Below are 13,198 nucleotides of genomic sequence, written 5' to 3' on the forward strand. Positions count from 1 at the left end.
AGACTAATAAATTGTGCAAAAGCGAGGAACGATCGACCAGAAAAACTTTCAGGCAAACAATTAAAGCCAATTGCCAATCATAATAAAAGGAGACCAGTAATAAGGATGTTTAAATTGAGGCGACTCAATCAAGCTTAGTTGAGCCTGACGTAAAGCTTTAGCTTTATTGCCTTTTACTTGAGGATGAGAAATATTTTGATAAAAATTATTCATGGTTGAAGCGGTAGATTGATCGTAGACAGCCCAAAGTGTTGCTAAGGTGGTTTTTGCTCCTGCTTTGACTGCGATTCCCGCTAACCCTAAAGCTGCTCGTTTGTCTCCTCTGGCAGTTTCGCAAGCACTTAGAATCAATAGCTCGATCGCTCTTTGTCTATCGGAATTACGACTGCTCAAAATTTGGTCTAAATCGCTAATTTTAATATCACTATCCCACGCCAGAAGAAAGGTATCATCTAAGTTGGAGCTAAATTGACCGTGAGTAGCAATATGAACGATGGAATAGTCTGAAGACTCAATATTTGTTTGCAAACTCTGTTGGGTAAATTTTTCGTCGCGCAAGACAAAGGTATCAGTCTGATTTTGAATATTGAGTAGTTCTTGATTGACATATTCTAAAGAAGAAAAACCCCTTCTTTGTTGAGTGATTCCTGCTGCGAGAGTTTTAAGCTGCACTTTTTCTAGGGGTAAAGGCGCGAGGAGTTGCAACCCAGGAGTAAGAGCAACATTGTATTGCTGAATGAGATATTTTTCCCCATCGTGAAGAGTGGCTAAAGGAATGTTGCGAAAACTGCCATCGGGAACAAATACCAAAGTTTCAACCTGTTGTTGTTCTAGCTCTTGCAATACAGGAGCAATCAACCAACTATATAGTTTTTGCGCTGGTTGATAGAATTTACGACGACTGCGGATTTGCAGAGTTTGGCGCAATTCTTCAATAATAGGCTCTAATGCCGATTGAGCAATGGGTTGAGTGTAATGTTTCAGAGATTTATCAGGAAAGCTAACAATTACTTCCAAGCGATCGCGCAAGATAATCGGATAAATTACCGCAGCCTGACGATCTATTTGATCAATAGCGGTGGGGGTAGCATCCAAACAAGCTTCTCGGAAAAAGTTGTTGAGTTCTGCTAGTTGCAAAGATTCGATCGTATTTCTCGCTTGTAATAAATTGGCTTGACTTACTGGCTGACGATCAACAGGAGAAAGTAATAAGCTAACTAATTCGCGATATACAGGTTCGACTTGTTCGCGAAACGAGAATTGTAGATTGGCATTAGTCACAACCAGATCGCTGCGCAGAGATTCTAGAGCATTCACCGCACCTGTATAAGATGCTACGGCACCTTGATGATTTCCCTTGTTTTGTAGTAATCTACCTAGTTGCCATTGCCATTGATAAGTAAGTTCTGAATTATTAATCGTCTGAGCTAGCTGTAATGCTTTGCGGGTATATCTGCACCCCAAATTTATTTGGCGATCGCTTTCGTATAGATGCCCCAATATTCCTAAAGCATAAGATTTTGATTGAGGATCTTCTAGCCGATCTGCTCGCTCGATCGTAGCCAATAATAAATCTTGAGTGTGAGTCAAAAGATTGCGATTGCCAGTATTAGCAGATAACTCAATTGAATGTTTGGCTAAATTTACCCTGGCATAAACCAGTCTACGGCTAGAAATATCCTCAAAATTAGCTAAATAAGTTTGAATTTTTGGTAACAAGCCCTGGGCAGCTTGCCATTGTTCGGTAGCGATTAATAAGCCTAACTGATTTAATCTGGCTTCAGTTTTAAGTAAAGGTCTAGCGGTAGTAGCAGTAGCTTGTTGATAGTAATCGATCGCTTGGGTTTCATTCCCTAAAGCTAAAGCATTATTCCCCAAACTAAATAAAGTAGTACTGCTTTCCTCATCTAAGTTTAATTCCTTAGAAAGACCGAGACTTTCCTCGAATAATTCTTCGGCAGCCTCTAAATCTCCCGCAATTTGTAGGGCAATTCCCAAACTGCGCAGCCCCGTAATTTTTAAAGTTAGATCTGATTCACGATCTAGGGCGATCGCAATATTCTCCAAAGCTTTTTGGGCGCGACGATATAAACCCAAACTTTGCCAGGCTTGAGTTTGATTGATTTGTACCCCCAATTTACCTATCTTGTCTCCCCCTTGTTGATAAGCTAGATCTGCCTCCTGCCAACTAGTCAAAGCGGATTTAGCCTTTCCTTTTTCTAAGGCTAATTTTCCCTGAGTGTTAAGGGCTTGGGCTTTAATTTGCCAATCTAAATCTTGGAGAGGATCGGGAATTAATTCTAAACTGTGAGTTAAGTACTCCTCTGCTGTGGTGTTATTTCCCAGCTGATGCTCTACTAAAGCCAAATAATTGAGAATTTGAGCTTGAGATTGAATATTTTGGGCTAATTGTTCTATTTTATAGGCATTTTGCCAGATTTTTTTGGCTTCGGTATACCTTCCCTCCTGATAAGCCAATCTACCCCGATCGCTTATACTTAATTTATTTTGAGATGAGTTAGTTGCGATCGCTTTAGTTTCGTTGCCAGCCAAAGCCACTTCTAAACCAAGAAATAAATAAGCAATTATCAGCAAAAAGCCAAAAATTGAATTAAATAAAATAAAATTAGTTTTAAAACTAGAAATACGGCGCATAATTTTGCTCAAAGCTATTTAATAGTAAATAATAGGTTGAAAGTCACTCAATCTTGTTTGATTGAATTAGTCCGAAAATAGTATTATTTCCGACATTGATTGAATAATGCCCAGTAATCTTGTTTCGTTTTCTGGGGAATGTGACTTAACAATTCCACTTTGCCGCGATCGTTTACATTCCAAGCTTTAGCCTCAATAATTTCTCCGTCGCGATTAAGATTAGAGGATGCAGACAAATTGGAATTTGGCTCGACAAAATTGCGTAAATCTTCCCAAACAGATCTTCCGCGGAGATTTTGACTGGGGTTTTCTGACAATCCTCCTTTGCCGATGGTTGACAGACTATTAACCCCATTTTTGGGACAGACAGCAGCAATCAAAGCTGAAGGATCGCTCACTGTATCTGGTAACTGTAAATAATCAATCTGGCGATCGCTTTCTAGACTATTAATATCTACTGCACCATCGACACCAGATTCGGAACTGGCATCGACTAGGCTGTCTAAAGAAAGTAAAAAAACCTCGGTAGTAATATTAATATTGCCTCCAGCACCCCGATCTGCCCGAGCAAAAATAGTAGTAATATTTTTACTAATCACAACATTACTCTCTATATTGAGATTGCCCCCACCACCAGTACCATCAAAGACACTAGTACTAAGTTCGCTGTCATCAAGAATTAAGGTATCTGCAATCAACTTAAGATCTCCACCCCCAGAATTGAGGGAAGTGGCTGAAATTTGACCGTCTTTCCCATTGAGATTGTTTGCCTCAATTTCAATCTTTCCTGCATCCCCCGAACTCGAACTATCCACAGAAATTCTTCCGCCATTGTTAAGGTTTAAATTATTAGTTCTCAGACTGAGATTGCCACCAGGAGCATTACCCTTAGTATCCGCGTCAATTTCGCTATTATTATTGATGACGATTTCTTCTAAGATATTTAAGTTAATATTGCCACCACCCTGATTATTAGTTGAAGCGGTAATACTGCTGGGGAGATCGACAAATTTAGTATCTAGTTCCAGAATTCTCGAATTAATGTTCGCGTTACCTGCTTTCCCTTCTCCTGGGGAAACTTTACTATTATTACTAGAGAAATTGCTGGCACTAATAGTTGCACCATCAAGAATATGCAGACTATCAGTATTAATTTTTAGGTTTCCGCCATTTCCATTGCCAATAATGGCATTGCCAAAAATCCCGCTAGATCCAAATTCCGATCTGCCAATTAAATCAATCCTATCTGCTGAAATTAATAGTTCTCCTCCAGTACCATTTCCCGCAGTACTTACCGCAATTTGTCCTCCGTTGGTTAACTGAAGACTTTTGGTATCAACGAAGACGTTTCCCCCATCTCCTGATGCAGCAGGTGCAACGGTAGACTGAAAACCACTAGGGGCATTACGACTTCCTCCAAAAATTTCAACCTGATCAGCATCAATCGCGATCGTACCACCTTTGCCTAACCCTAAAGTAAGTGCTGCAATTTGCGCTCCATCAGTAATATTTAATCGATCCACATCAACCTGAATTTGACCGCCATTACCTATGGCTGTTGATTCAACATTGGAAAATATTCCGCTAGAATTTCCTCCTGGAGACGTGCCAGCTAATTTTATTTCTTGGGCTTTGACACCTAAAGCACTTGAATCACCATCACCAAAAGTGGTAATTGCAATTTGCGCTCCATCTTCAATGGATAATAATTCCGTCTCAATGTTTAATTCGCCACCATTTCCTGTTGCTCCCAATTCCACATTAGAAAACAATCCACTACTACCTACTTGTGCTGCACCACCAGTCAATTGTATTTCTTGGGCTTTAACATCTAAAGTGCCAGCATTACCCGTACCCAAAGTCAGAATTGCTGCTCTTGCGCCGTCTTTAATTGATAAGTATTCTGACTCAATACTTAATTTTCCGCCATTTCCCGTCGCTCCAGATTCTACATTTGCTAGGAATGAACTGGCTGTACTGCCTGGAGATTTACCTACCAATTCAATTCGATTTGCCTTGACTGACAAATCACCCCCATTACCATCGCCAAAAGTAAGATTTGCAGCTTGCGCCCCACCAGAAACTGAAACCCTATTGGCATCAATGTTGATATCGCCACCACTACCCCTACCAAAGACCAAGGTAAAGAATCCACTGGAATTGAGTATGGGCGAACCACTAAATAATTCTAGGTAATTAGCATTGACTTTGATATTTCCTGTATTCCCATCACCATAACTACTACTAATTACTTGCGCTCCATCGGCAATAATTAGATTGGTAGAATTCAATTCAATATCACCACTATTACCCGTTACTCCAGGTGCCACATCTGTAGACAGACGGCTGATAAATGGTAAATCGACAGCAGTACCAGCTACTACTAATAATTCTGAAGCGTTAACTGCTAAGTTTCCGCCATGGCGATCGCCGAACGTATCAGCTAAGATAGTCGAACCATCGGTAATAATTATTTCTTTCCCTTGTACCTGTACTTCTCCCGCGCCTATACCACTTACCTCAAGGGATGAAGCATTGGCTAAATTGATATTTTTAAAATTGTTTACCGCTGAATAATCAAAATTTAAACCCGATTCCGTGAAATTAAATTGAACTAATTGATTATCGGCAACACTTCCTAGTTCGATGCGCCCTGCTTCAGCAGTAAGATTGCCTCCATCTAAGATAATATTTCCCCCGACTAAACCCAACGTTTGACCTTCATTTACTTTAAGTCCTGACGGTCGGAAGTCTCTATTTACGGTAAAGTTGGGATTAAAACGTAGTTGATTGCCACTACCAGTAACAGCAAGATCTCCATTATCATTGCCATATTGCAAACCAAGAGGGATATTGACGCTCAACAATGGGGATGATTGAGGATCTACCGCACTAAATTCGCTATCTTCGGCAAATTTCAGGCTATCAGCAGTACTCCCGATAAAAGAGCCGCCAATATCTAAAGCTGCGTTGACACCAAAGATAATACCGTTGGGGTTAATTAGAAATAGATTTGCCGAACCATTTGCTCGAATTAAACCATCAATAGTCGAAACCGAATCACCCGTAACCCGACCAATAATATTATCTACGGTCAAAGCATTATTAAACCAAGCTGTATTTCCTTCAGGAAGAGAAAACTGTTCAAAACTATGAAATAAATTCCCCCCAGCAGTTGTACCGCCCATAATTTCAGTTACATTTTCTTCGGATGAAGTAACTGAGTTATTCGGCAACGTATTATCCGGAACAATCTGTGCTGATGCTGCTGTTCCTAATTTTGCCAGTAGAATATAAATCATCAATAACCCACTCAAAATCTGGGCATTTCGGGAAAATTTTGGGGATCTACAATAGGTGCCAGGAAATAGTAATAGTGCTTGCTGCATTATAAAAATCGAATTTTGATCGAAAAACTGCCAAGATGTTTATTCTTAGAAAGTAATTCTTGAATGACGATACGAACTGATTAATTTTGTAATCCAAATTACATCTTTTTCTTGCTTTGCTATTTCTAGGTTGATTAAAAAATAATGTTGAAATTATCGGTTTCAGTCATAGGTTTCCCAAAAAAGAGATTAAAGTAACATAGCAAAATGTTGGACAGTTATTTTTGATATCAATCACGATTAAAAATCAGCAAAAAAATAGATGAATAGAATAAAAAAGCTTATAGCCAGCTCAATTATTAGTTCTATTCATCTTCAAAATGAATTATTGATTTTTCTGGTAAGATACTCTCTATCTGGCGATCGCCGAAATCTTTTGTGATGGGCTTTAGCCAGACTCTAGAGATCTAGAAATGGATTTGGGCAGAATCTCAGGTATCAATTAATCAACTTACAAATAATATTTCAATCACTATTTATCCCACCATCTATAGTCTGAGTTGTTCTCCCACCTATAGCCTGAGTTGCTCTCCCACCATTTATCGCTTGAGTCTTTCTGCCACCATTTATCACCCCAGTTATCTTCAAACCAATTTTGAATTATTTCTAAGCTTTTCCAAAACTTACTAAAATACACTTCATCAGTGTGATGGTGCGTTTCTTCTGTAGCAGAATCAGTAGTAGATTCTACTTCCATAAAGTAACCTTTTTGCCACCAGCCACCACTAGAAGAGGTACTACCAGTGCTTCCCCACCACCAACCACCGCTAGAAGAGGTGCTACCAGTACTTCCCCAATTGTAGGCATCTCCACTCAAAATATAATGCTCGACATCGATTCTACGGTCGACAATTTGGACAGATTCTATTTCTGCTTGAGCATTTTGATAAATAGCAGCCATGTCAATTGTGCCTGGATTGACCACATCCCAACCAATAGCATCCAAGACTAGTAAATCATCACCAGTGATCGACCAACGTTCTGCCAAACTAATAGTAGGACTCATCAAAGCATGGTCGTGGTCTTCTGACTCTGCTAAATGACCAACTTGATGATCTGTTCCTGTAGTTAGTTGAAGAATACTTTCTTGACCTTCTATGGATAAAAATGCAGTTTTGCCATAAGTCAGATCGTTGATTCCCATTGCGATACTTTCTTCCGAATATCGGAATAAATCCATCGTAGTTATGTCGGTAATTTTGTGATCCACAGTTTCTTCTGTATGATTTGCACCACTAATAAAGCCAAGTACATGACCTATCTCATGTTGTGCCATGCTCAGAAAATCTAATGTGCCGTCTTGAGGAGTATCAAGATAATCATAAGTCCACAAAGAACCTTCAAAATTATTGAGGAGAATATAGCCATCTAATTCTGGGCTATCTCCTGCTATCATTCCCAAGGCTTTCATGTTAGCCGTAGTAATGTGGGTTTTGAAGTTTTGATCGACCACTTCTCCCCCGACTAAAACATCAATTTTGCTTTGATCTAGTAAACTATCCGCAACTACTAAATCTATATCTGTCGTTACATCATCTTGAATTGCATCATAGATATCTTGATACTTAATTCCTGTGGCGATCGCAGGAAATGAACCGCCAACTACATTATCTGGAAGCAAATCGTCTGTTGCTTCAACATAAATATTGATTTCGAGATTTTGTCCTTGATAAGAATCAGCTAGGTGCTGCGACCAGATATCACCAGCTATTTCAAATCCTAATGCTTGATCGTCTGTTATTCCAGGAGCGAAACTAAAATTAAATTCTACCCCTGCATTTATTTCACTCATTTTAATTGTTACTTATATCTAAGTTTATCAAAGTGGTTTAAAATATATTCTTTGCTTAAGAATAGACCTAGATACCATGTAAATGGGTGAAGATAAGATGTTTTTTTGATTTTTCAAAAAGTCTAATTTTATCTGTTTTTCATGAAGATATTTCATCTTACATAAAAAATACGCAAATAAATTAAATAGATTTAAGTGTTTTTACACCGTAACTCAATCTGATTTAACTTTAACTTCATTATAGATTAATGTTTTTATAAAGTTTTGATTTTTAAAAGCAATATTTTAGCTAAAAAACATTCTTATAATCAGTATCAAAATGTTAAAAGCTTAAATAATATAGCTGATTAGGTGAATTATATGTAAGATCTTGTCAGGCTTTGCTCTAACTCCAAAAATCAATCTTATTTTAGTAAAGAGAGCTAGTATTTTTAACTATAATCTGATTATCAACTTAAATTAATTTACCAAGGTTTTAGGAAAAAATTTATCAAAAATGACGAGTAGAATCTACTCGCCATCTTTAAATCTATGGTAATTTTTTAGCAGCTAGATAATATACTGCAACTTGTTGTCATCTTCTATCGCAACTAATCGATCGAGCTAGCTAATTAAAAGTTAGGCTGATGACGAATCAGATTCAAGAACTCTTCGCGAGTCTTTTGATCGTCTTGGAAAGAGCCAATCATAGCACTAGTAACAGTCCAAGAACCAGGTTTTTGTACTCCACGCATGGACATACACATATGACTGGCTTCCATTACCACAGCGACCCCTTGAGGTTCCAAAATTTCTTGTACTGCTTCGGCAATTTGGCGAGTCAGACGTTCTTGTACTTGTAGACGGCGAGCGTACATTTCCACGATACGAGCTAACTTACTTAAGCCTACTACCTTTTGATTGGGAATATAAGCTACGTGGGCTCTACCCATGAAAGGCAACATATGGTGTTCGCAGAGACTAAAGAAATTAATATCTCTAACCAAAACCATTTCGTTATGTCCCTCGTCAAAGATAGCTCCATTAACAAGATCTTCTAAAGACTGGTTGTAGCCACTCGTTAGATATTCCATCGCTTCAGCAACTCGCTTGGGAGTCTTCAGCAATCCTTCTCTCTCTGGATCTTCGCCCACCGACTCTAGCATAGTGTAAACGGCTTCCATCATTTTCTCTTTAGCAGCTTCAGAAGTTGCTTTAATCTGGGCTTCTTTACCATTGTGAGTATTGCGATCGGGTCTGCTAGCGACTTGATCTAGTAAAGTAGATTTGAGTGGATTTGAACTATTACTATTGCCATTTAAAGATTCAGAACGGCTAGAACCGTTAGAAGAAACTATTGTCATAATGTTTTAATGTGAGTAAAACTCTGTCCTCTTGCTGTTATATTTTGTCGATTAACGTTATTTACAAAGCCCCTCCATTGGGCATAACGATCATCTCTTCTACTACCGCCTCTTGGGGTAGTAAAGCTGCATGGAGTATAGATTGGGCAACAATTTCTGGGGTCAACATTGCTGACCGATTAAAATCTGCTTGTACGGTATCTGTGTCCCAAATAGGGGTATTAACCGAACCTGGAGAGATAGTCACAGTACGGATACCATGTTCTCTCTCTTCCACCGACAAAGCCTTGCTCAAAGCAACCAAAGCTGCCTTACTCACACCGTATATACCCCAATTGGGAAAAGCATTAAAAGCAGCAATAGAAGCAACATTAACGATTGTTCCTGATTTGCGATCGCGCATCTGGGGCAATACTCCCTGAATGCATTGAAATGCACTCGTTAAGTTGAGATTTAGCACTCTCTGCCAATCTTCTAAAGAAGTCTGATGTAAAGAATTGGTGTAACCCATCCCTGCGTTGTTGACCAAAATATCGATTGAGCCAAAATCAAGACAAATATCACTAATTTGTTGTCGAACTCTATCTAATATTTCTAAATCTAGAGAGTAGATTTTTACCTTTCCTGAAGTTCCTAAAGCTTCTATTTCATCAGCTACGGTTTTTAATTTGACCATAGAACGACTCACTAAAGCAACTTCAATACCAGATTTAGCAAAGGCTAAAGCAGTTGCTTTTCCAATACCACTACTTGCACCTGTCACTATTGCTCGTAGTTGATTTGAAGGTGGATTCATTATTTGTTTGTTATGGTTTCCCAAACTTGCTCTTATTATGAAATTGTACGCTCGCAGGGGTAATCTAGAATTCAGCTAGAAACTGCATCCATAGAAATAATTTTATTGTTCATCAAAGTAGTGTTAGATTGGTGAATATTTTTACCATTGATGATACTGAATATAAAATACTGCAAGTGTTTGTTTGACTTGAATATGCTGTTGCTGATTACCAGTATTTGTAGCTCTAAATGGTAGAGCATTAACTAACCAGTAAATTTGTCGGCAACGCTACATTAAAATTAATGTAACAAAATGTTGCCTTAGCAATTATAGCATTAGTGATTGGTCAGTTAAGGAAATAAGATATCGATTACTGAGCTTCGACGATTTCAAACCGTCCCATATTGCGGAATTTTTGGTAGCGTAGTTCTTTTCTTTGTTGAGGAGTCATTTGCCACAGTTCTTCTAAGTTTTTCCAAATAGCTTGTTTGAGTTTTACTGCCGCATCAACAGGATTGGCGTGCGCCCCACTGCTAGGTTCGGAGATAATGCCATCGATTATACCTAGTTCTTTTAAATCCCAAGAAGTAATTTTCAAAGCTGCTGCTGCGCGATCGCTTTTTTTGGCATCTTTCCATAAAATTGCAGCACAAGCTTCGGGGCTAGCAACGGTATAAACCGAATGTTCTAACATTAATAAACGATCGGCTACGCCAATACCCAATGCCCCACCAGAACCACCTTCCCCGATTACAGTACAGATAATTGGCACGTCAAAACTAAACATCTTTTTGAGGTTATAGGCGATCGCTTCTCCTTGTCCCAATTTCTCCGCCTCTACCCCAGACCATGCCCCAGGAGTATCGATAAAGGTTAAAATGGGCAGATCGAATTTATTGGCGTGTTCCATCAGCCTTAGTGCTTTACGGTAGCCTCCAGGAAAAGCCATACCAAAATTGCGCGCCACATTATCTTTGGTATCTCTGCCTTTTTGGTGTCCCATAATCACCACTGGACGACCATCAATGCGAGCTACGCCTCCAACCAAAGCAGGATCGTCATAACCACCGCGATCGCCATGTAATTCTAGCCACTCGTCGCTTATAGCCTGAACGTAGTCTAAAGTGCTAGGACGACGGGGATGACGAGCTAATTGTAGCCTTTGACCAGGGGTGAGGGTACTAAATATTTCTTGCCGTAGCTGATCCGCCCTAATTTCAAGTTGAGATATTTCTGCGGAGACATCTACTTGATTTTCTTCTGCTAGGGTTTTGATCTGGTCGATTCTCGATTCTAGCTCGCAAAGAGGCTTTTCAAAATCTAGTAAGAAGGTTTTTTTCTTAGTTTTGGACATGGCTTATGGCTTGCGGATAAGTTCTCTATTCAATCGTAATCCCCGCATAATATTATCTGCTATTTGGTGTCTTTTAGGAAATTTTGTCGTTTTGAATACAGTATATGGTTACTGATTGGCAAATCAATATCGCGATCGCTTATATTCTGATGCAGGGAAAGGGTTAATTAGAAAAATTTATTTCTGAGCCATTTTATACATTTTTTCAGTCATCGCCATACTAGTTAAAGAACGGAGTAATAAAATAAACCAAAAAATCGCAAAACAAAACAATGCGATCGCGACACCTTTGAGTTGTCCGACTAATAATACCGAGCCAGATAGCAAACTAAAACCCGATAAACAAGTATAAATTAAACTTTTAATTCCCAACTGAATTTGCTTTAACGAACGCTCGCTTTCAACTGCCTTAACTTTGACTTGTAATTCCCCTAAATCTAATCTAGATTCGAGGCGCATAATTGATAGTTGGGTGCGGTTTGGTTGCTTAAATTTATATTGAATAAAGTCTTTGGTTTGTTTGGCAAAAACTCCCAACATTCCCCCTTGTTGTTGAGAAAAAGCAATTTGTTTGAGAAAAGGTTGGGCTGCTGCGAGTAAATTGTATTGAGGATCTAAAGCCCGCGCAATACCATCGAGAGTAGTTAAAGACTTAACGATAAAAGTCATCTGAGGAGGAAGACGAAATGGCTGTTGTTCAAAAATCGAATAAACTTCGTCGGTTATTTGTTCAAAGGCTCTAACGTCGACTGGTTTATCGCGAAATTCCTCTAGCATAAAGGCAATCATGCGCTTGACGGGAGTCATATCCGCCACGGGTTCGATTAAACCCATGTAAATAAGAGTTTCTACTACTTCATCGGTATCATTTTTTAAGACAGCAAAAAAGGTTTTTACCATTTGGTCTTTGGCAATAGTTTTGACTTCTGCCATCGTGCCAAAATCATAAAAAATAATATCTCCCCGTTGGCTGACTGCCATGTTGCCAGGATGGGGATCTGATTGAAAAAAACCATCTTCTAAAAGCTGTTTCAAATAGCAGGTAATACCCAACTGAATCACTTCTTGAGTATCAATTTTATTAGCTTCTAATGCTAGGCGATCGTCTATTTTTATTCCTGGTAAGTATTCTAAAGTTAAAATCTTAGAGGTAGTATATTGCCAATAAACTTTTGGCACATTTACCCTTTGATAACTTTGAAAATTATCTCTAAAGCGATCGGCATTCTTCCCTTCATGAATATAGTCAATTTCTAAATATAAAAGTTCAAAAAATTCTCGATAGATTGCTTCTAAATTAAATTTTCTAATACTTTTAATAAAACGATTCAGCCATCTCACCAAACGATGCAAAATCTCAAAATCAAGATTGAATAACTTCGCTAAACCAGGACGCTGAACTTTGACGACAACATCTTCTCCCGTATGCAATCTCGCTTTGTGAACCTGTCCCAAACTGGCTGCTGCAATGGGAGTGGGATTAAATTGGGCAAACAATATTGAAATCGGTTTACCCAATTCTTGCTCGATGGCAGCGATCGCCAAATCCGAACCAAAGGGCGGTACTCTGTCTTGTAATTGACTAAATTCTTCAATATATTCAATGGGAATAAGATCGGCACGGGTAGATAAAGCCTGTCCGATTTTAATAAAGGTTGGCCCTAATTCCAAAATATTTTTAACCAACCATTTCGCCAAACGATGTCTTCTACGAGAAGAATTATTGCCTAAATTTTTATCCCACCATAGAGAAAATATCAGTTTCAAAGTAATGCCAAAAATTTTCAACTGGCGTAAAAATGGCGAATAAGAAGAGCCACCTGGAGATAATCGAGGTAAACTTTGATTTACGAGCTTTTTGTTTTGAGGCCATTTCATAAAAATATC

General features: G+C 38.7%; 7 protein-coding genes. All 7 read right to left on the bottom strand.

Translation table 11 applies throughout. The features are described from left to right. Positions 1-60: 60 nt before the first annotated feature. The 7 genes from I4641_RS11505 to I4641_RS11535 all read right to left on the bottom strand — a co-directional run bounded on the left by I4641_RS11505 (position 61) and on the right by I4641_RS11535 (position 13,189). Positions 61-2,667 carry a CHAT domain-containing protein gene (locus tag I4641_RS11505; protein ID WP_229640670.1) on the bottom strand — a complete coding sequence of 869 codons (2,607 nt, stop codon included), beginning with the start codon at positions 2,665-2,667 and terminating at the stop codon, positions 61-63. A 71-nt stretch (positions 2,668-2,738) separates the two neighbouring features. Further along, the gene (locus I4641_RS11510) at positions 2,739-5,957 is read right to left on the bottom strand and encodes a two-partner secretion domain-containing protein (RefSeq protein WP_229640671.1); all 3,219 of its coding nucleotides are present in this window, start codon (positions 5,955-5,957) and stop codon (positions 2,739-2,741) included. A 559-nt stretch (positions 5,958-6,516) separates the two neighbouring features. Further along, on the bottom strand, positions 6,517-7,836 hold the full coding sequence (locus I4641_RS11515; protein ID WP_229640672.1) for an NF038122 family metalloprotease: 1,320 nt from the start codon (positions 7,834-7,836) through the stop codon (positions 6,517-6,519). A gap of 611 nt (positions 7,837-8,447) precedes the next feature. Then, a complete protein-coding gene (folE, locus tag I4641_RS11520) occupies positions 8,448-9,179 on the bottom strand; it encodes a GTP cyclohydrolase I FolE (RefSeq protein WP_229640673.1) in 732 nt (243 codons plus the stop codon). Between the two features lie 61 nt (positions 9,180-9,240). Further along, complete coding sequence (locus I4641_RS11525) at positions 9,241-9,975, bottom strand: SDR family oxidoreductase (protein ID WP_229640674.1); 735 nt, start codon at positions 9,973-9,975, stop codon at positions 9,241-9,243. Between the two features lie 352 nt (positions 9,976-10,327). Continuing rightward, on the bottom strand, positions 10,328-11,311 hold the full coding sequence (gene accA / locus I4641_RS11530) for an acetyl-CoA carboxylase carboxyl transferase subunit alpha (RefSeq protein WP_229640675.1): 984 nt from the start codon (positions 11,309-11,311) through the stop codon (positions 10,328-10,330). A 177-nt stretch (positions 11,312-11,488) separates the two neighbouring features. Beyond that, positions 11,489-13,189 (bottom strand): ABC1 kinase family protein, encoded by a 1,701-nt coding sequence (locus tag I4641_RS11535; RefSeq protein WP_229640676.1) that lies wholly within the window; start codon positions 13,187-13,189, stop codon positions 11,489-11,491. Positions 13,190-13,198 lie beyond the last annotated feature (9 nt).

The organism is Waterburya agarophytonicola KI4, assembly GCF_020640915.1.
Taxonomy (GTDB): Bacteria; Cyanobacteriota; Cyanobacteriia; order Cyanobacteriales; family Xenococcaceae; genus Waterburya; species Waterburya agarophytonicola.

What these genes read in the sequence shown, in the direction of transcription:
- I4641_RS11510 (WP_229640671.1), bottom strand. Translation starts at nt 5,957, where the DNA reads ATGATTTATATTCTACTGGCAAAATTAGGAACAGCAGCATCAGCACAG.
- I4641_RS11515 (WP_229640672.1), bottom strand. Translation starts at nt 7,836, where the DNA reads ATGAGTGAAATAAATGCAGGGGTAGAATTTAATTTTAGTTTCGCTCCT.
- folE (WP_229640673.1), bottom strand. Translation starts at nt 9,179, where the DNA reads ATGACAATAGTTTCTTCTAACGGTTCTAGCCGTTCTGAATCTTTAAAT.
- I4641_RS11525 (WP_229640674.1), bottom strand. Translation starts at nt 9,975, where the DNA reads ATGAATCCACCTTCAAATCAACTACGAGCAATAGTGACAGGTGCAAGT.
- accA (WP_229640675.1), bottom strand. Translation starts at nt 11,311, where the DNA reads ATGTCCAAAACTAAGAAAAAAACCTTCTTACTAGATTTTGAAAAGCCT.
- I4641_RS11535 (WP_229640676.1), bottom strand. Translation starts at nt 13,189, where the DNA reads ATGAAATGGCCTCAAAACAAAAAGCTCGTAAATCAAAGTTTACCTCGA.